Genomic DNA, 18,776 nt, shown 5'->3' with positions numbered 1-18,776 from the left:
CCGCAAGGCGGGGCTTCTTTCTTCAACAGACTGCACGGGCACTCATCTTCATCCTCGCGTCACGATCAGCTCGAACAAAGGAAAGCGCCCTTCAGTCTTGCTCCGAATGCACCGCAGGAATTTTCCAGATTGTCTTGGCCAACGCGAACAGGCTCTCTCCGCGCGAAGCGATTGCGTTCTCATCCCAGGCTTCTTGGGACGTAATTTCGCGGTTTATGACCAGCAGCGAATGATCCTGCAAGGCGGTACGCTTACCCTTGACGGGCGCGCCCTTGTCGTTAGTCCAATCCTTGTAAGGTCCATTGCTCACGGCCGTATTCAGCGGCTGTGTCAGCAGAGTCAGATTGCCAAAGCTCTGCATCAGCCGGTTGCGCCGCACGATGCGCCCGACGGGAGTGTCATCCTCCAGGGTATTATAAAGGGCGGCAAAGGTCTGATCTGATGTTGGCTTGCTACCATCTGCCATCGGCCAATGAGCTTCCCACTGCTGCGGCATGACATGCTCGACAGTGAGGGCGGGAGCAAGCGCTGTGGTTTCGTGATACTTGGTCCGTTTGACGATCTCGATTTCTTGCAGTACCGCTCTGGCACGGGCAGGTTGCAGGGTGACGTAAGCTCGCCCATTGAGCCATTTCCTCTCGAACTCGTCGTCACGCGGGAACCGGCCGGTTTCGGATTTCTGGGACAAGAGGTAGGTGGCCAAATTGCTTGCGCTCCACCCCTTCTCTTCCAGATGAGCGATCACCGTGAGGAAGAACTTGTTATAGTTCTTCGTGGTCAGTTCGCACACGCCTCTCCGCACGATGAAGGACAACAGCATATCGAGCGCGAGTGCTTTGTCGTCATCCTCCATATCACTCGACCAAAGGCGGATCACTAGCGGATAGACTGTCGTCACATCCCAGGGCAGTAGGCGGCGCGAGAACGCCGCGAGGCCCGAATCCGCCTTACGTTCGATCAGCTCGCGATAGACCTTGCCAAAACGCTCCAGTTCTTGCAGTTCCGCCGCTACGGTAGCGTAGCGCGGCCCCTTGCTCTTGCGAGGTTTGAGAAAGGCCTTGTACTCGCTAAACAGCTTCGAGAGGTTCACTTCACCGGCGATACTCCCGGCAATGAAATTGGACAGAAAGAACTCAATACGGGGCTTGGTGTAGCGCCCCTGCTTCTCCTGCACACTCCAGAACGGGTCTTCAAACGCTTTCCAATGAGTGGCGAACAACTGCTCCGCCTTCTCTCCGGCCGCGTCGGCCCGATGAAAAATGTTGTTGCGGACCAGGTCCGAAGCCAGAAGCGGCTCGCCACGTTCGTTAAGCGTCTCGAAGATGACCTGCGCATCGTCACCGTCCTCCAAGACGATCTCGACGACTTTGAACTCCTCGACAAGTGCCTGCCAAAGGGCGTCGAGCTTCACCTCGTCCGGAGTGCCAATGTCGGCGACTGCTGCTTCCTCGGTGTCATCTTCTGGCCCTTCCGGCGAAGGGGCGAACTCGTCGTCCAAATCGTCGCTCTCGACAGAGTGCTTGATCTTGTCGAAGAAAAATCCGTAGGCGGAAAGCAGTGCCGGGACGGTTTTGTAGTCGTATATCTTGTCTCGCCTCGCATAGAAGTGCTGGCCATACTTCTTGCGCAGAGCCTTGCGATCACTGCTGATGATGTCGATGAACAGCTCCCGGTCATACTGCGTTGGCCACACTTTGTAGATTTCGACCTCCTGATCTTCCATCAAGTGAGGTTTGTCGTTGAGGATGTAGTCTGTGATCTTCTCTGCGCTTTTCTCGAACCCCACCGAACGGGCATAGTCCCTCGCCGCAGCAAGGAATATCTGAAAGGTCGTCAGGCGCTGTTGCCCGTCCACGACCTGGAAAGACGGCACCCGCCCCGCCGAAAAGCCGCCCCGCGCCTCCAGTACAACTGCACCCATAAAATGGGAGAACCGCCGCTCACGCCCGGCCAAGCACTCAATCGCCTTGGTGCGAACATCATTCCAGAACGGCTCCCACTGCTTTTGGCGGGTCCAAACATAGTGGCGCTGATAGATCGGGACACAAAATCGCTGACGATTTTGTAAGAGCCGACCAATCTCAATAGGACCTGCCTTCATGGATAAACCTCAATAACCTTGTTCGTTGCGCAGATGCATTGACCGAAGCGCTGCCAAACTGCGGAACTTCTCTGATCGACTGGCCAAAAAGCGGTTAATCATTCCCTTGCAACCACCGTGTTATAGAGGCCGTAATGAGTCAGCCCCTCATGGCTCTCGATGCCTGTGTAACGAAGCGAAGCGTCCTCGTACCGGCGGAATGCGAACACCGCCTGGTTCATCTGCTCGGTGTTGAACACTTTCAAACTCACCAGCAGGTGGAAGTCCTTCACCGTGAGGCCCGTGACTGCCAGGAACAAGTCTGGCTCCAGTTTGGTAATCACGTCCCGGAGCGTATTTTCGCGGAAGTCCGTCAGGTACATAAACGCGGGAATGCGCGTGGCAAACTTAATGAGCTTTTCCTGAACAAGCTTGCGCTTCGATTTGTATTCCTTTTCTTCGGCGGTAAGCTCCTTCTTCTCCCGCGCCGTCAGGTCGCGTTCTTTCGCCTTATTCTTGAGGTCTTTGACCTTGTCGCTCTTGTTGATGATCGTCTGGATAATGTTGTCGCCTAGTGCGCGCCAGCCCTCGATGCGCTCCACTGCGGCCAGAGCTTCGGGGTTATCCATGATCCGGCGCAGCGTATCGTTGTCCACGTTGACTAGGAGCGCGCTCTCCCACTTGCGGGCCAGGAGCGTCGCCGATGTGCCTGCCATAGCGATGTCGAGGATGCCGCCTGCATCGATCTGAGTCATGTTCGCGCCGTCGTAAGCAAGCACGGGCAGGAACGACACCAGATCCTTAACTGCGTTTTCCGGGTTCGGCTCGTTGGGTGAAAGCCCGATCCCATATTCCGAAAGTTGTCGCAGCGCGCGCGTGGGTGCGAAATCGAACACGAAGCAAACGGGTTTTAGAATCTGTTCTTCGTTCGGGTTATCGCCATTCGGGTTCTTGATTGACCACGGCGACTGAACTCGGAACGCGGCCTGAAAATACGTCTCAGGACTCTTCAGATTGCGCAGCATCAAGATCGATGACCATTGCGGCACGGTCACGCCAGTGGTGAGCTTGCCGCAGGAGAGCGTAATGGTCTTGCTCTCGAAGCCGCTGCCAATGGCATGTCGCACCGGTGGCAGTGCTTCCAGCCCGATCCCAGCCGCCGCGCCGGCCGCGACGATGACGTCATAGTCGTGCCAAAAGGTGTTGTGCTTTTCGGCCAACAGGTTGGCCATTGCATGGCAAGCTGCGACGTTGGGCAGAAACCAGAAAGAGTGCTGTAGGTATGGCAGCAAGCGCACGTCCGAATACGGAAATGGTGGTCGCGTGCCCGTCTTCAGACTCTCCACAGTCTTCGGCGCATATTGCCCCCGGATGATGTCCAGCCACTTCTGTACATCATTCTTGTGTTTGAACTGGGCTTTCTTGCCTTCTCCCGAAGCTTCGAAAAACGCATTAAGGTCGAACTCGTCGAACTCTCCGGCGCTTGCGATCGCAACCAACTCCTCCGGCATCTGATAGGTCAGGAGCCGCATCTGCGGCAGCGCGCCGTAGGGATTCCACTTGCCCGGATTCTTGGCAGCAAACGCTTCCTTGGCGCGTTGTTCGTCCGTGTAAGTCCAGTTGAATATTTGCTCTTCAATAAACTCACCCGTCGCCAGTGCCTTAAAAGGTGTACCGGACAGGTAGAGATATGCCTTGGTGGTGATGGGAAGGAAATCTGTCTCCTTCTCCGACAGCACGTTCAGGTCTTCGTTCACATTCTCCAGACCTGCGGCGTACTCAAGCTTGGCTTCTTTCTTGGCGATAGTCTCTTCTTCGCCCTCGAACAGTTCCTTCGCGGTATCGCGCCAAGCCCCAAAGTGATATTCGTCGAATACCACGATGTCCCAATTGACCGCGTGCAGCCATTCGTTCTTGGGTTTGATGTTTCCTGCCGCATCGCGCCCCAACAGGTCTTGGAAGGAGCCGAAATAGACAACCGGCTTCGCGGTGTCGATCTGTGTCGGGTCGCGGCCGGAGGATTTCGAGAGATACTGCCAGCCGTCAAAATCCACATGGTTTTCAAGGTCAGTCTGCCAGGCATCCTCGACCGCAGGCTTGAAGGTGACGACGAGCACACGCTTGGCGCCGAGCTTCTTAGCAAGTTGGTAGGTCGTGAAGGTTTTGCCAAAGCGCATCTTCGCGTTCCACAGGAAGCGCGGAACCGCGTTCGTGTCTTCCGCCCAGCGGGACTGAAAGTAGGAATAGGTCAGGTCTACTGCTTCGGCCTGCTCCCTGCGCATGGGGAAAGTTTCGTGATGCGTGCCGCTGAGCTTCAGGCCCTTCTGTAGTTCGGTTATAGCGGTGCTGACATCTGCGGGCGAGCAGCGCATCCACTCGCGCGACGACCCGATCACTACGTTCTCGAAGCCTTTGTCGATAAGGCGCTGGCGCACGTCACCGTCACGAAAGACCGTGCCGTCATCACGCTCGGCGAGGGCATCCACATGCAGGGTGTAAGCCTGCTGCATCTGCCCTTGCGATTGGCGGATGCGCTCGTTCACATTCTCTTGGGTCGTTTGACCAACCTTGATCAGGCCAACATAAGAAGGGGGCGGATCGTTCGGCGTCCACGCGTATATGCGAAGCCGCGCCTGCGGCTTTGGTGCGAGGATTTCGTCGATCGTCTTACTCATCGTCGACTTCGTCCACGATGACTTCATCCACGACGTCGCCGGTCAAATCCATTGGACGGACGATCTTTTCGATGAACGCTATTTCCTCATCGGTGAGGCCATATTTTGCGTACAGGTCGGCATCCGTCCACCGCTTCGTCCAATCCTGTGTGGGCACAAATGTGTAGACCTTGCGCGTAGTATCTTGCGAAGGCTTGTGTAGAAGAATCAGCAGGCGCGTCAGCCGACAGGTGAGGTAGGACAAAACGCTTTCGGCCTCGCTCTTAGAGTCGAGCGGGCCAATACAAAGATAAGTTTCCGAAGAAATGCTTTCAGGCTCGCCGATGAATGGCGTGCTGATAATCCGGTGAGGGTAGGTGTCGCGGTTGCCCGTACCCGGAGCAGCCCGACCTACATAAACCTTCCACTTATCGATGAACCCTATGCCTGTGGTGATGGACTCTTTCGGCGTGTAGCCCGTCCCGCCGTTTTGATAGACCAGCACATCACCAGCGCGTTTGGTCGTCTTACCCTTAAACTTGGTTTCTAACCCAAACGGTTTCCGGGAGCTGACCAATTGGTCGAAACGTTTGCCCGCAGGCAGAGAAATCGACTGAGTTTGCCCAGTTTCGACAGCGACAACCTTTTGGAGAATGGAAAGGCCCTCGTTGAAGCGGATGAATACGTCCGCCCCCTGTTCGAGCAGCGGGCGCGTGGCCGAAGAGATAGGCCAATCTTTGAAGCGCGTGGTCACACGGCAAGGGCCGGGGTTGTCCCGTTCCCAAAGGAAGTAGCACACGCCTCCTTTCAGGCCGACACCGGGGAAAACATCTGAAGCAGTGAGGTAATCATTGATTTCGCGGATACGGTTGTCGGCGAGCATGGCCTCGCGGAACTCGTCCAGCCCTTTACCCCCTGCGAACCAGCGGGCGGGAATAATCATCGATAGGTAGCGCGGTTCAAGCGCTTTAGCCTGCTCAACAAATTTCTGATAAATCGGCGCGGCGCTTGTGCCAAAACCGCCGTCGTCCAGTTGATACGGCGGATTACCGATAATGACATCGAACTGCATAGGGCCTCCAAAAAGCTCGGCGATCCGAGCCTTGATATTGTCTGTGTGAATGAACGCGTAGGCGTGAGTTTCAAACGCCTCGCCGCGCTCCAAGGTCTTTTGGCTCGCTCCGCAGAACACGCACTTGCCATCTCTCCAAGTGTGCTTCATTCGCTCGAACCAGATATTGCCGGCCTCGCTATTGAAGCTTTTGGCGATTGAGTGTTCGCCGTTAGCAAACTTGCTGCAATACAGACTCCGTCGCGCCAAGAGGCTGGTAAGGTGCGTAATGGCGATGCCATACACTTGCCGCGTCAGGATGTGATCGACGCGCTGCTGCAAGTCCGGTATCTCGTCCTTCAAGCCTTCCGTCAGCCGCTTGGTGATTTCCCGCAAAAACACACCGCTCTTGGTGAATGGATCAAGGAACTTCACCGTCCTGTCGGCCCACAGATTCGCGCCGTTGTGGTCTGCCGCCCATGCTTCCGCCAATGTGTCCAGCATCCGGTTCGCAAACTCCGGCGGCGTGAACACCTCGTCGTTGCTGAGGTTGGCAATGCAAGTCAGCACATCGGGGTTGCGGCCATGCAGGGTAAAAGCGGCTTGGGTGGTCATGCGGCCGCTCTCCCATACGCAGCGGCGAGGTCGCCACCGTCATCGGCGGGTAGGTCTTTGTCGGGACAAATATCTCGTGCTTGCCCAAATGGGCGAAGAGTGTCCCCTCCGCACTGAAGGCCGAAGCCCCGGTAAGAACGTCAAGGCGGAAGTCACGCCGCTGGAACTTGCCCTTACCGAGGTAGCCCCATTCCGCAAACGTCATCGGCTGACCGTCTTGGGTTTTCATCGTCAGTGCATCGCCATGCACAAGGTTCTGCGACAGGACAAACAAGGCGGCACGGTAAATGTCGTCCGTTTCGTCGATGGCTAAGTATTCGGCAAGAATCTCCAACATGTTCGCACGGCACTCGGCGATGTTGTCGTCCAAAAGCTCGATGCCATAAATGCACATCAACGCAAAAAGAGCGTAGTTGTGCTTTTCAAACGTGGATTTTCCAAACTTGAGTTCGACAGCAGCAAGCTTGCGCTGAAGAACGCGGACCAGGAAGTTCCCGCTACCGCAAGCTGGCTCCAAAAAGCGCGCGTCAATGCGCTCAGCCTCGGCCTTCACCAAGTCGAGCATGGCATCGACCATCCACGGCGGTGTGAACACCTCTCCATGATCGGCAACGCGCTTTTTCGATTTAATCAACGCCATCCAACAAACCCGCCAAGGTTTTCGACGTTAGCGTCTGCCTCCCCCACGGCTTCCTCCTCGTGTTATTTCTTCTACCTCGTCCAGCCCCGAACTATCTTGGTGCCGATTGAGGCGTTCAAACTCCTCCACCGCCAGCACCACGACCACGCCTCGCCCGTGCTTCTCGATCATCACCGGCTCGGCGCGGGCGGTGTCGATCAAGCGGCCGAAGCCGTTCTTCGCGTCCTTCGCAGACATGGTTTTCATGGCGACCGTCCAATTTTGGCTATTGTGTCTATTTTGGACGATTCTGGCAACCGTTTGCGATCTGGGAGGGAACGATTTCCGTGGGCGAGTATGCAGGACGCCGCCTTCGCAGGCGCACTACCACTTAAGGGGGCAAGTCATTGAAAAACGGCTGAAATCCGCCCAAAACAAATACAGGGACGTGCTGACGGATAACAGTGGAGGCTGTTATTTTGAATATGCGAGTGAACCGTCAGCTCATCCATTACGGGCCAGTTTTGGCCCCTATGATTGATTATGGTAAGCATTGAATAATTTTTAAGCCCTGAAACGGCAAAAAATAACAGTCTCCACAGTGGAGACTTTGTTATGCCGTTTATTTATTTCATCCTCGGCTCGGCCCGAGCCACCTTTCGACTATCGACATTCATACTAATCTTCACACCCAAGCTCGTCTGGAAGACGCTTCCCCTCATCCTCACGCTCTGGGGGCTGTGGCACTTCCGGGAGAGCCAGTCCGGCGCCCTGCTCATGGCTGCGCTCATGTGCGCGGTGGGCGTGCTGGTTCAAAAGCTCGGCGAGCGTTTGGTCGGCCTGATCTGGCAACCGCCCATTTCTCACGGCTCGGCGCGGTTCGCGACGGAAGCCGAAGCGCGCATCGGCAACCTCTTCACCGGACGGGGCGTCATCCTCGGGCGTCTCGCCGGCAGCATCCTCCGGTTTGCCCGTGAAGGCCACATCCTCACCTTCGCACCGACGCGCAGCGGTAAAGGCGCCGGCGGCGTGATTCCCAACTTGCTCGACCATCCTGGCTCCTGCTTCGTCATCGACGTGAAGGGAGAGAACTTCGCCGTGACCGCGCGGGAGCGAACGAAGCGGGGCGCGGTCTACGCGCTCGCACCGTTCGCCACCGATTTCGAGCCGGCGTGCGTCAACCCACTGGACTTCATCCGGCTGGGGACGATTCACGAAGCGGCGGACGCAGCCCTGATCGCCGATCTGATCGTAGTGCCGCACGGCGACGACACCTACTGGGACGACGAAGCCCGCAACGTGATTGCGGCGCTGATCTTCTATGTCGTCACCGACATGCCAGACCATCAGCGCACCCTGGGCCACGTGGCCGACCTGGCCACCACCGACCGCGAGGGCTTCGATGCCCTGATGAAGGCCATGGGCGACCATGAGCACGCGGAAGTCCGGCGGCGTGCCCATGCGCTCACCCAGAAAGAAGAGCGGGAGCGCTCCGGCGTGATCTCGTCCGTACAGAACCACCTTGCCCCGTGGCTGAGCCACAAGCCACTTGCGCGGGCCTGCCACCGGTCGGACTTCCGCTTCGAGGATCTGAAGGACGAGGTGGCGACCGTCTACCTGATCCTGCCACCGGAGTACCTGGTCGTCTGCCGTTCCTTCGTCCGCGTGATGACGGGCCTTTCGATCGCGGCCATGACGCGCACGACGCGACGGCCAAAACACCGCGTCCTGTTCCTGCTCGATGAGGTCGCGGCCCTCGGCTACATCAAGGTGCTCGAAGAGGCCATCGGCTACATCGCCGGCTACGGCGTCACCCTGTGGCTCTTCTTTCAGGATTTGGCGCAACTGGAGAAGACGTACCGCAAGTGGCGCTCCATCGTCGCCAACTGTGCGGTCCGGCAGGCGTTCAACGTGGCCGATGCCCAGACGGCAAAGGAACTGTCCACCCTGCTCGGCGTCTCGACGGTGAAAGTGGACACGCAGGGCCACTCGGCATCCTTCCCCTTCAGCCTGCTGCCGCACAGCGTCCACCGCGGCCTGATTCAGACGGCGCGTCCGCTCATGACCGAGGACGAGGTGATGGCGCTGTCCGGACGCAAGCAACTGCTGTTCATTCAGGGGATGCGGCCAATTCTGGCGAGCAAGCTGCGCTATTTCGACTGGTGGGAATGGCGCTTCTGGGGCAAGTGGGACAGGTGGCAGGGGTAAGGTTGTAAAATTGGAAGGCCGCTCGGGGGCGGCCTTTTAACTTGCGGTTGCCAATTTTCACTGCTCTCGACAAATGATGTTTCGACCGTTTGTCGTGGTATCGCATCTAACTTCACGCGAGTCTTGCGATTTTTGCTTTTTCAACGATTCCGTTTGAGCATTTAGCAATTCGACTTCTGCGCGCATTTTTGACTCATAAATATTTTCATTGAATTCTCTTTTCTTCATCTCTCTATAGATTTCAATCAACTGTTTCTGCGCATCAACTTCAGTTATTTCTTTCGAAAGAAGTTTTTGCTCTATTACCCTCGCTGACGCCAAATACTCCTCGGCGAATGCCGCGCCGCCAGTTTTATAACGGAAATCGCTTCGCAGTTTTTCCTGAACACAATTAAGGTTCTCGCTAAATCCAAGATCTCTACCGCATGAAGCGTGCAATTCAGGAATAGTAGACGTGCTGATACAGGCGGTTAAAAACGTAACTGAATAAACTAACAGGACAAGACGAGTAATTTTCACAGTGAAATCCAATAATTTTTTATAATTACATACTATAGTACGTCAAAGTTTTACTCAATAGACCGCGTTACAGCCCCAGCCCGCGCACCTCCCGTTCGCGCTCACGCTGACGCTTGCGTTCGGCATGGCGGCGCCACGCGCGGTGGAGTTGCTCCTTGCGCTCCTCGGCGAGGCGGGCCTTGTGGATCATCTCCCCGGTCACCCGGTCGAGGGCACGGGCGCGGGCCTTGACCTTCTCGATCACCACCTCGCGTATCCAGCCGGCATCCCCACCGGCGCGCTGGAGGGCCTGGTACTCACCGACCGCCTGCTCCAGCGCCCGACGCTGCTCGGCGATCCGGGAAAAGGCCGTCGCCACCCTGTCACGGGCATCGCGCCAGGAACGCCGCTGGCGCATCAGTGCCTTGAGAGCTTTGTCGGCCCGGCGCTTGGCATAACTGTCGAGCCGGGTCAGGTCGTCGCGCGTCTCGCCAAGGACCCGTGGGTTCTGGAGCACGATCTCGTCTGCAACGTCCGCCCCGTGGCTTAGCTCCAATTTCAGCCAGGCCGACCGGGCCTGATCGGCGTCGATGTAGAGGCCGACGAGCTGCGCCATCATCTGCTTGTAGCGAGTGTTCTCCCACTGCTGCTGGCGGGTCATGTCGGCCTGAAGGCGCTCGGTCTTGCGCTGTTGCACGGCGATGCGCCGCTCGGCGTCCCGATAGCTCGCCTGCACGCCACTCCAATAGAGGTAGTCCTGATCGACGGTGTCGAGCACCTCGACGGCATTGCCGGTGCGCTCGGTGCGGAGTTGCTCCAAACGGTGCTGCGCCTCGGCCCGCCGCCTCTCCTCCGGCGCCATGCCGTCGTGGGTCTTCGGCCTGGCCTCCATCTCTTCCATCGCCGCGCGGGAGACCTGCTGGCTGTGCCACACGTCGTAGGGCAGCGCGAAACGCTCTTCCAGTTCCTTGAACCGCACCCCCTTGCCGAGGTCCGAGAGTTTCGCCACGCGCGCGCCGTCCGTGATCATCAGACCCTGACCCTTCCGGCGTAAGTGATAACCCTTGTCGGCCAGCCGGCCGGTCAGGTCGTCCCACGACTTGGCGGCGAAGAAATCCCCCCGCACCGCGTCGCGCAGCTCGTGCAGGCCGCGCCGGTCGAAGGGGGCCACCGGCTCCCGCCCCTCCCGCTCGGCGATCCGGTACTCGGCATCGCTGATAGACCTGCTGCGGTCTTGCTGCTTGCGCTCGGCAGAGAGGTCACGGGCGACATTCAGACCTCTCTCTTCCGCCACCTCCCGGCAGAAGGCAGTCAGCCGACGCCCCTCGTCCGTCCGGCTCCACGCCCGCAGCGAGCGCGGATGAATCCGGTTGACGAGAAAGTGCATGTGCGGGTGCGGCGTGTCGTTGTGGGCGTAGACGAGGATCTGATGGTCGGTGAGGCCAAGCCGCTCGATGGCCTCGTTGGCGATCTCCCGCATGGCCTCCGGCGTCACCTTCCCCTTCTTCGCGTCGGCCGGGTCGAAGGTCAGGATGAAGTGGTAGCGGGGCGCCTTGCAGCGGGTGTTCTGGGCGGCGAGCGCCTCCATCCGGGCCGCAGCCTTGGACGGCTCTTCGGTCTCCAGATTGCGGCTGAACATCCACGCCACGCGGCTCGGCTGGTGGCCGTGGGAGCGCCCGGCCAGATACAGGGACGAAGCCCGGAACGAAGTCGGCTGGCGGCTGGGAATCTTGAAGCGCATGGCCGCCGCTCCCCTACCCGTCGTCTTTGCCGCTGCCCTTGCGGGCGACGGCTTTGTGCAGCGGTTCGGTCACACGTTTGACGGCGGCGAAGAGCGCGTCGCGCTCGGCGTCGTCCGGGTACTTCTCCATGTTGGCGCGGTGGGCGGCGTCGTTGACAGCGACCCCGACCTCGTTGATGGGAACCACATGGGCTTCCATCATCCCGGCCAGATCGGGCCGGTCGAGGAGGCGGTCGAGCAGCTCGCCGCCGACGTAGTGCGCCCACTGCCCGTAGGCGGCCTCCCCCGTCGCAGCTTCCAACTGGCGGAAGTTCACGGCGATGGATTGCAGCTCATAGACCATCTGCTGGGTGACCCGGTCGGGCTTGGGCTTGGCGCGGGGGCGCTTGTCCAGAAGGGCCGCGCGGGCATAGTCGGTCAGGGTCATGCCGGCGGCGATCGCCGCCTCACGCAGGGCGTCCATCTCTCCGGCGGTGAAGCGCACGCGGAGGAACTCGGAGCGGCGCGCGTCCGGATTAAGGAAGGGGCGCGCCATCGGCTCCCCCTTCCCGAGCTGCCATCTTCAGGGAACGTAGTGAACCCGGCTTGAGCCCCCTTGCGGGGCGAATGCCCAAGAGGGCGGCACAGCGACCTTGAGGCCCGTCGCAGACGGCCGAATGGGCGCGCTTGCCGACCATGTTGAACCCCGATCCAACCCCATGCGCGAGCCCCGCAGGGGCCTCGCAAGGCCGCCACGGGCGGGCATCCAGCATGGGGTTATTGGGGTACAACATACATCTTGCCTCGGGACTGTGAACCTGCCACTCCTCCTCATTCCATTTGGGGATGTTCGGTCACAAAGACAAGGAAAACAGCGGCTTTTCAAGCACTCCCGTCCATCAATATATACACCGAACCATAGCCGCCAACAAGCCTCAGTAGCGGACAATCACGCACATGGATGGCACGAAATGTCAAAATGGATGCGGCCGGTGTCGGCATGGCGGACGACCTGCCGCCAGCAGCACGAAAAAGCCCCGCCGGGATACCCGGCGGGGCGCGCGGACGTGCGGCGGCCTAGTAGCCGTAGTCCGGCAGCATCAAGGCGGCGCTTTCCGGATGGACGTTGATGTCGTGCCAGAAGCGCAAGCCCACCGTCAGGTCACCGTTGGGCGCCCGGTCGTAGAACTCGACGAATGCGTCGGTCACGTAATCGACATACTGCTCGAAGGTCATGCTCTGGACGACTTCAAGGGTGGATGGGTTGTTCATGGTCGGTCTCCTCTCGGGGTTTCTTGGCCGCACCGCGCGGCCTTCGTGGCCGAACTGCGGCAGCGGCACAGGAGACCGGGGCACCCCAAGAGGCGCGGAGGGGCGCAGCCCCGACCGGGACCTCGAAGCGGGCCGAAGCGCAGCGGAGGACGGTGAGGACCGTCTTTGTTGGAACGCAGTGACAAGAAAGTCGGGCCGACCCGTTGCGGCGGGCGACGCCGATGCCAAGTTGGCCCCTATCGAAGGCCCGTGCTGGTGTGGCTACTGCTTCTCCCGAGAGGAGGCCGGACAGGGGCGACTGATACCCCTCGGCCGGGCTGAGCTTCCGGCAGTGTGGCGGCACGTCAACGGCATTTCGACGCCGTCTCGGCCGGTGCCCCGGATGCGCTGTCGGCCCGGCCTACCCAGACAACGACGAAGCCCCGCCGGGATACCCGGCGGGGCGGCTGCGGGTCGCGGCGATCGGCTCAGGCGGCGGCGTGGTAATCGTCGCCGAAGCGGCAGCGGTCCCGCCCCTCGGTCAGGGCGATGACGCAGCCCCACGGGGTCATGCCCGTCTCGAAGGCGGTCAGCACATCGGGCATCAGTTCGTCGGCGAGGCCGTCACCGGTCTCGATCAGCAGGGCGTCGTCGACCGCGAGCGTGAACTCGTCCCAGGTCATGGTGCAGGTGGTGTCGATGGTGTTCAGCATGGTCTTTCCTCCGTTCGTCCGACCGCGACCGTCGCGGCCTTCATGGGCGACAGGAGGCGGGGCGGAGACGGCGGGCGCACCTGCAAGGACGGAGCGCAGCGGAGGACGGCAAGGCCCGTCTTTCTTGGTGCGCGAGGAGGCCGAAGGCCGGGGAAGAAAGTCGGGACGCGCCGTTGCGCCGGACGGCACCCCCGCCATGTTCGCCCTGTAACTGAAGGCCCGCAGACGGGTGTGTCGGGACCGGATGGTTGGGAAACCGCTGAACCCGGCGACCGCTCCATGACCGTTGACGTGGTCACAGACGTTGGGGACGGCAATGCCTAGCGGTCGAGGTCGCCTTCCCGTCCCCGTGCCCTGTTGTACAGCCGCGCGAGGCGGTCCCGTTCCCGCCTGGCGCGCTCTTCTGGCGTGAGCATGGGAGCATCTGCCGAGGCATTCCGCTCGGGTGACTGCCTGCCCTCGATGATGTCGCCATAGGCCCGGTAGAGTTCGCCCCGTTGGGCGAGGTCGGCTTCATCGACGGGCGTCATGCTCGGCGGCACTGTGTAGGTGCGCGGCCGGTCGTGCGCCTCGCGGAGCGCCTGCCAAAGGTCATCCCGGCGCAGCACCCCCGAGCGCAAGCGGTCCCGCAATTCGCGGACCTGCTCCCCGACCTGATTGACGGCATGGCCGTAGGTGCGCGCCGCGCGCACCTCATCGAGCCAGGCCCGCCGCTGCTCCCCCATCTTCTCCAGCGCGGCCCGCGCCGCCGTTCGCTCGGGGTCGTCACGGCCGAGGATCGTCCGCCCCCGCAGGGTCAGACCGGCCAGCCCGGTCGAATTGCTGACGGCGGCATGAGCACCGGCGGCGACATCGGCGTCCTGAGGCTCGGCAAGGGTGAGTTTGGACAGGCGGAACTCGTGCCGCTCCCATGCCTTCAGGGCACGGTACGGGTCACGGAAGGCAACCCGCGCGGCCAGCACGAAGGCGTCCTGCGCGGCCTCGGCATTGGCGAGGGCGACCATGAAGCGACGTTCGTGATAATTGCGCACCTCCAGCAGCGTGCCGAGCCGCCGCTCGGTCCGGGCCAGGGCAGCATCCAGCCGCCGAAGTCGCCGCTCTATCTTCTCCGCGTCCATAAGATGAATGTACGGCGCGGACTTGCCGCCGAAAAGAAGCGAAAGCACAAGAAAGCCCGATGCCTCGCGGCACCGGGCTTTGGACTTGGCGGGTTTACCACCAACTCGAATAAAACACCGTCTTGCCGTCGGCCAGGGCCGCGCGGGCGTTGGTGATGAAGGCCAGGTCCTCTTCGACCTCGCTGCCGTCGGACTCGCCGAAGAAGAAGCCCTCGGTGAACGGCAGTGCGTCGGCCCTGATGTCGGCCTCCAGCCGATCGATGTCCTCGGCAGTCAGCGCGACGTTCACGCAGTTGAAGCACTCGGCCTCACCGCCCTTGGCCCGGTAGAGCCGTTCCATCCAGCCGTGCAGGTTGGGGTGTTTGCGCCAATAGGCGAGCTCCGTTGCCGTCTTCGGCGTGAAGTCGACGTCGGCCTCGACGGCCTCGGCAGTGGTGAAGGCGTACATATCCAATCCCATAAGAATATCCTTTCGTTCGTTGATGACTGTCCCGAAGGACCCGAACGAAAGGCCGGGCGGCATGAGCCGCAGCGGTCCTGACCAACACGGGCGGCGCATGGCGCCGCTGGTGCGGGCAGGTCATGGACGGCAAGGCGCCGTCCGGCACGTCGGGGACCATCCGAGGGACGGCAGCACCGAACGGAAGGGCAAGGGATGGATTGCATGCTCCGCGCCGTGAGCCGCGAGGGAGACAGACGAAAGCCCCCGCCGACGGAGCGACAGGGGCCGGATGGCGAGAACGTCAATCGAGCGGGATCTCGACCACGTCTTCACCGGGCCACAGGAACTCGGTGATGAAGTAAGCGAGGCGGTTGACGAGATGAATGCCGCTCAGGATGACGAGGGCGTCATCGTCGCCCGAAACCAGCGTCCAGACGCAGGCTGGATTGGCCGCCTGAACGGCCTCCAGTTCGGGACCGAAAGTCTCGAACATCAGGCCGTTGCAAGGCGCATCGGCGCGATACGGGTTCCGGATCGGGCGATAGGTCGCCAACCAGTCGTCATAGCTGAGCGGCGACAACGGTTCGGCGTCGCCGACGAAGTAAGTCGAGAGGTCATGCTGCTCGCCCTCGGATGGTCCGCGGTCGGGCAGCTCGCCGCTCCGGAAGCGGTCAAGCGCGACGCCCTCCGGGTCGTCTGCATCGGCGGGCACGACGAAACGGTAGACGACCAGTTCCTCGACAGTGATTTCGACGAAAGCCGGCGCTCTGGCGGCATGGGTCCGTTTCGCGATATCGTTGGTAAAATCATTCATCTTCAAAATCCTTACTTTGAAATATCGGGAGCGATGCCGCCCGCCGGAGCGGGCGGCTCGCGGTCGGTCAGCGGCTCCAGATGAGGGCGAAGCCCTTGTCCTGCTGCTCGACCAGGTTGGCGTAGATGGGGGCGGCGAAGCTCGGGTCGTCCAGCTTGACCGAGATGTACTCGTTGCCGCCCTTGCTGGTGCGGTGCCAGGCCGCGCCGATCTCGACGGTGCCCGCCTTGATGCGGAAGTCGGGGGCGGTGTCGTTGGCCTTCTCGACGCTGGTGATCGCGACCTTGGTGGCCTTGACGCCGAGGGTCTGGATGGTGCCGGCGAAGCCGCTGTCGGTCTTGGTGAAAGTGCCGATGGTTGCCATGATGTAAGTCTCCTTTGTTTGGTTCTGGCGGTCGCGCCCATCGCGACCTTTCCATGGCCCATGAGAGAGACCGTCGAAGCCCGGCCCCGCACCCCAAGAGGCGCGGAGGGGCTTTAGCCCCGACCGGGACACGAAGCGGGCCGAACGCAGTGGCAGACGGCAAGCGGGCCGTTTCTTGTTTCGCGAGGAATGACCGCAGGTCAGGGGAAGAAACTGACCGCGCGCCGTTGCGGGACCGGGCGACGGGCTCAGATGTGGCCATGACAGGAAAGGACGCAGATGGGTCGCTGACCGGCCCAAACAGAGGTCGAGACGCACCGTGGCGACCTCGATGCCCCTTCCCCCGACAAGCGGCGAGTTGGTGCCTTCGTCCGCTCGGCTGCACCACCCTGCGCCTCACCTGCGAAAAGAGAACCGCCCTGCCCGCGACCAGCGGACAAGGCGGCTTTCGAGAAGATGGGTGCGCACCGCGCCGACACCGGCGCGGCACACGAGGATAGTGGTCAGTCTTCAGACGGCCTGCTGAACAGCACCCCGACCAACTTGGCCACGAGCCACAGGACGAACGCCCCAATGGGGATGACGAACGGCCCGCCGAGCATGACCCAGCCGAAGGTGTCGGCATTGCCCGTGACATTGGCGGCGTAGGCCGCGACGGCGAAGATGATGAGACCGAGGATGATGGGCATGGGAAACCTCCCGATAACGAATTGACGAAAGCGCGAAGGAACGCCCGCCCCGAAGGGCGGGCAGTCTCTGCGGGTCAGGCGGCGGCTTCGGTGATGCCGTCCGCGCCTTCGAAGTCGGACGGGTCAACGTCGTCCGACCCGACGTCCTCGACCTCCGCTTCCTCGCTCTCCGGCTCCGGCGCGTCCGTCTCCGTCGTCACGGCGGGGAAGCGCATGGCATCGGGCAGCCACGCATTGGCAAGCGTGCGCATCTCCTCGGGAATGGTGGTGTCGCCCTCGGCGCACCGCTGGAAGTGACGGGCAAGGGCAGCGGCAAGCTGCGTCTTGCTGTAGTCCTTCATCCGTCCCAAGCGGGCAATCGCCCCGCTCTCCTTGGCGACGGCCTCCAACTGGTCCTTGCGGCGGCGGGTCAGGAATGCCTCGTCCGGCATCCAGCTATCGCGCATGGCGACATCGAGGTCGGCGGCCACGCGGTTGAACAGGCTGTCGCCCGTATCCAGCGCATCCATGTTCCCCTGCCCGAAGGTCAGCGCCGTCAGGAACAGGTGCAGTTGGTCAAGCTCGGCATCCGAAAAACCCTGCACCACCTCATAGAGGTCGGTCGGGTTCTTGGTGTCGGTGAGAAGCTGCTCCCATGCCCCACGCACGGGACGGGCGTAGGCATGGCGCTTGGCCTCCGCCAGCCCGAGCGCGGTCACCATGTCCTGCGCTTCCCGCTCGATGGCGAGATACGCGGTCGGCTGAACATCGGCTTGCGCGAAATAGGCAAGCGCGGGATGGGCATCGAGGCGCACCCGTCCCGTCCAGTCGTAGGCGTTCAGCAGGTTGATGACGGCCACTTCCTTCGCCTTGCGGGGACTGGCCATCAGGGCCTCCATGACGGCGAGGCTCTTGTGGGCGTTCATCATACGAATGACCGGACCCGAATATTCGGGCTGCGGCTTGGGTGCGCTCGGCGCATCCGCCGTTTCCTCGGCCACACTCGGGCGCACGTCCTTCTTGACCAGCCCTTCCCGCACCTCCACGCGGCCAGTCGGTTTGAAGTGGATGACCACACCGCCCTGCTCGCCGTCCTCGGTATCGGCCTCGCGGTACTGCCACCATGCGACATAGCCTTCGGTCAGCACCTCGACGAACGCGGCCCCCGCCTCGCGGTGATGCTCGGCCAGCGCCTCGACGGCTTCCGACTGCAAGCGATAGAACTGTTCGGCATCGTCGAAGAAGGTGTTGTCATCGTCCGCGAACAGGTCGGCGGTGACCGTGCCCGTGTACTGCTCCATCGGGAAGATGGCGAGGGACACGGCGGGTTTCTCGCCGGTCAGCATCCCGCGCAGGTCGTCGGCATCGTAGTGGTAGCCCTGCTCCAGCCGCTCGATGACGGCGCGCTGCTGGTCATGGGTGCCCAGCGTCAGGGCTTCGGCCACCGACAGGGAGAACTCCCCTTCCCGCACCAAGGCTTTCGCCTCGTCGGAGAGAGAGGCCAGCGCCACGCGGCGTTTGACGGTCAGCACCGACACGCCCGCTTTCGCGGCTACGTCCTCAAGGGATGCGCCGTCTCCCAACAGGGTAGCGAACGCCTCGGCCTCGTCCATCGGGGCCAACTGCTCGCGCTGGATGTTCTCGACGGTGGCGAGGCGCAGCGCGTCCGTTTCGGACAGGTCGCCGCGCACCTCCACGAGCACGGGATGGGTCTTCTCGATGTCGCCGCGCTCGGCCAGCAGCGACAGCGCCCGATAGCGGCGCTCACCCGACACGATGCGGAACTTGCGGCCTGCTTTTCGCACCACGAGGTTCTGCAACAGGCCGTCGGCCTTGATGGATGCGGCCAGCCCTTCGAGGGCGGCGGCGTCCATGCTGCGGCGTGGATTGCCGCCCTCGGCGGCGGTCAGTTTGTTCAGGGGGATGGTCTGGATGGTCATGGCTCATTTCCTTTCAGGTGA

General features: G+C 61.3%; 16 protein-coding genes and 1 pseudogene. 1 reads left to right on the top strand and 16 read right to left on the bottom strand.

The window, feature by feature from the left end:
- Positions 1-91 precede the first annotated feature (91 nt).
- The 5 genes and pseudogenes from V7Z56_RS00150 to V7Z56_RS00130 all read right to left on the bottom strand — a co-directional run bounded on the left by V7Z56_RS00150 (position 92) and on the right by V7Z56_RS00130 (position 7,286).
- On the bottom strand, positions 92-2,101 hold the full coding sequence (locus tag V7Z56_RS00150; RefSeq protein ID WP_334127307.1) for a DUF262 domain-containing protein: 2,010 nt from the start codon (positions 2,099-2,101) through the stop codon (positions 92-94).
- Between the two features lie 98 nt (positions 2,102-2,199).
- On the bottom strand, positions 2,200-4,755 hold the full coding sequence (locus V7Z56_RS00145; RefSeq protein ID WP_334127306.1) for a DEAD/DEAH box helicase family protein: 2,556 nt from the start codon (positions 4,753-4,755) through the stop codon (positions 2,200-2,202).
- Entirely contained in the window at positions 4,748-6,400 is a 1,653-nt protein-coding gene (locus V7Z56_RS15645; RefSeq protein WP_443023646.1) for an Eco57I restriction-modification methylase domain-containing protein, read from the bottom strand. The genes V7Z56_RS00145 and V7Z56_RS15645 overlap by 8 nt, the downstream gene beginning before the upstream one ends.
- A 34-nt stretch (positions 6,401-6,434) precedes the next feature.
- Positions 6,435-7,040 (bottom strand): annotated as a pseudogene (locus tag V7Z56_RS00135) (DNA methyltransferase); the annotation flags it as partial.
- A 27-nt stretch (positions 7,041-7,067) separates the two neighbouring features.
- Positions 7,068-7,286: a type II toxin-antitoxin system Phd/YefM family antitoxin gene (locus V7Z56_RS00130; protein WP_334127304.1), complete on the bottom strand. Its 219-nt coding sequence runs from the start codon at positions 7,284-7,286 to the stop codon at positions 7,068-7,070.
- 348 nt (positions 7,287-7,634) lie between these two features.
- On the opposite strand from V7Z56_RS00130, the gene V7Z56_RS00125 reads away from it, so the two are divergent.
- Positions 7,635-9,227 (top strand): type IV secretory system conjugative DNA transfer family protein, encoded by a 1,593-nt coding sequence (locus V7Z56_RS00125; RefSeq protein ID WP_334127303.1) that lies wholly within the window; start codon positions 7,635-7,637, stop codon positions 9,225-9,227.
- A gap of 57 nt (positions 9,228-9,284) precedes the next feature.
- Here V7Z56_RS00125 and V7Z56_RS00120 read toward each other — a convergent pair whose 3' ends face one another.
- The 11 genes from V7Z56_RS00120 to V7Z56_RS00070 form a co-directional block, all read right to left on the bottom strand.
- Positions 9,285-9,746, bottom strand: coding sequence for a hypothetical protein (locus V7Z56_RS00120; RefSeq protein ID WP_334127302.1), 462 nt, complete (start codon positions 9,744-9,746; stop codon positions 9,285-9,287).
- Positions 9,747-9,813: 67 nt separating this feature from the next.
- Positions 9,814-11,466, bottom strand: a complete 1,653-nt coding sequence (locus tag V7Z56_RS00115; protein ID WP_334127301.1) for a relaxase/mobilization nuclease domain-containing protein — start codon at positions 11,464-11,466, stop codon at positions 9,814-9,816.
- 13 nt (positions 11,467-11,479) lie between these two features.
- On the bottom strand, positions 11,480-12,001 hold the full coding sequence (locus V7Z56_RS00110; protein WP_334127300.1) for a plasmid mobilization protein: 522 nt from the start codon (positions 11,999-12,001) through the stop codon (positions 11,480-11,482).
- 521 nt (positions 12,002-12,522) lie between these two features.
- The gene (locus tag V7Z56_RS00105; protein ID WP_334127299.1) at positions 12,523-12,717 is read right to left on the bottom strand and encodes a hypothetical protein; all 195 of its coding nucleotides are present in this window, start codon (positions 12,715-12,717) and stop codon (positions 12,523-12,525) included.
- Between the two features lie 467 nt (positions 12,718-13,184).
- Positions 13,185-13,409, bottom strand: coding sequence for a hypothetical protein (locus V7Z56_RS00100; protein WP_334127298.1), 225 nt, complete (start codon positions 13,407-13,409; stop codon positions 13,185-13,187).
- Positions 13,410-13,729: 320 nt separating this feature from the next.
- On the bottom strand, positions 13,730-14,575 hold the full coding sequence (locus V7Z56_RS00095; protein ID WP_334127297.1) for a hypothetical protein: 846 nt from the start codon (positions 14,573-14,575) through the stop codon (positions 13,730-13,732).
- Between the two features lie 46 nt (positions 14,576-14,621).
- Complete coding sequence (locus V7Z56_RS00090) at positions 14,622-14,987, bottom strand: hypothetical protein (protein ID WP_334127296.1); 366 nt, start codon at positions 14,985-14,987, stop codon at positions 14,622-14,624.
- Positions 14,988-15,270: 283 nt separating this feature from the next.
- Positions 15,271-15,783, bottom strand: coding sequence for a hypothetical protein (locus V7Z56_RS00085; protein WP_334127295.1), 513 nt, complete (start codon positions 15,781-15,783; stop codon positions 15,271-15,273).
- 67 nt (positions 15,784-15,850) lie between these two features.
- Positions 15,851-16,147, bottom strand: coding sequence for a DUF736 domain-containing protein (locus V7Z56_RS00080; protein WP_334127294.1), 297 nt, complete (start codon positions 16,145-16,147; stop codon positions 15,851-15,853).
- A 503-nt stretch (positions 16,148-16,650) separates the two neighbouring features.
- The gene (locus V7Z56_RS00075) at positions 16,651-16,836 is read right to left on the bottom strand and encodes a hypothetical protein (protein WP_334127293.1); all 186 of its coding nucleotides are present in this window, start codon (positions 16,834-16,836) and stop codon (positions 16,651-16,653) included.
- 74 nt (positions 16,837-16,910) lie between these two features.
- On the bottom strand, positions 16,911-18,755 hold the full coding sequence (locus tag V7Z56_RS00070) for a ParB/RepB/Spo0J family partition protein (RefSeq protein ID WP_334127292.1): 1,845 nt from the start codon (positions 18,753-18,755) through the stop codon (positions 16,911-16,913).
- Positions 18,756-18,776: the final 21 nt, after the last annotated feature.

The sequence above is a fragment of the Sneathiella sp. genome (assembly GCF_036844445.1).
Lineage (GTDB): Bacteria > Pseudomonadota > Alphaproteobacteria > Sneathiellales > Sneathiellaceae > Sneathiella.
This window is presented reverse-complemented; position numbering and strand designations above follow the sequence as displayed.

Coding starts and splice junctions, on each gene's coding strand:
- V7Z56_RS00150 (WP_334127307.1), bottom strand. CDS start 2,101: ATGAAGGCAGGTCCTATTGAGATTGGTCGGCTCTTACAAAATCGTCAG.
- V7Z56_RS00145 (WP_334127306.1), bottom strand. CDS start 4,755: ATGAGTAAGACGATCGACGAAATCCTCGCACCAAAGCCGCAGGCGCGG.
- V7Z56_RS15645 (WP_443023646.1), bottom strand. CDS start 6,400: ATGACCACCCAAGCCGCTTTTACCCTGCATGGCCGCAACCCCGATGTG.
- V7Z56_RS00130 (WP_334127304.1), bottom strand. CDS start 7,286: ATGAAAACCATGTCTGCGAAGGACGCGAAGAACGGCTTCGGCCGCTTG.
- V7Z56_RS00125 (WP_334127303.1), top strand. CDS start 7,635: ATGCCGTTTATTTATTTCATCCTCGGCTCGGCCCGAGCCACCTTTCGA.
- V7Z56_RS00115 (WP_334127301.1), bottom strand. CDS start 11,466: ATGCGCTTCAAGATTCCCAGCCGCCAGCCGACTTCGTTCCGGGCTTCG.
- V7Z56_RS00110 (WP_334127300.1), bottom strand. CDS start 12,001: ATGGCGCGCCCCTTCCTTAATCCGGACGCGCGCCGCTCCGAGTTCCTC.
- V7Z56_RS00105 (WP_334127299.1), bottom strand. CDS start 12,717: ATGAACAACCCATCCACCCTTGAAGTCGTCCAGAGCATGACCTTCGAG.
- V7Z56_RS00100 (WP_334127298.1), bottom strand. CDS start 13,409: ATGCTGAACACCATCGACACCACCTGCACCATGACCTGGGACGAGTTC.
- V7Z56_RS00090 (WP_334127296.1), bottom strand. CDS start 14,987: ATGGGATTGGATATGTACGCCTTCACCACTGCCGAGGCCGTCGAGGCC.
- V7Z56_RS00085 (WP_334127295.1), bottom strand. CDS start 15,783: ATGAATGATTTTACCAACGATATCGCGAAACGGACCCATGCCGCCAGA.
- V7Z56_RS00080 (WP_334127294.1), bottom strand. CDS start 16,147: ATGGCAACCATCGGCACTTTCACCAAGACCGACAGCGGCTTCGCCGGC.
- V7Z56_RS00075 (WP_334127293.1), bottom strand. CDS start 16,836: ATGCCCATCATCCTCGGTCTCATCATCTTCGCCGTCGCGGCCTACGCC.
- V7Z56_RS00070 (WP_334127292.1), bottom strand. CDS start 18,755: ATGACCATCCAGACCATCCCCCTGAACAAACTGACCGCCGCCGAGGGC.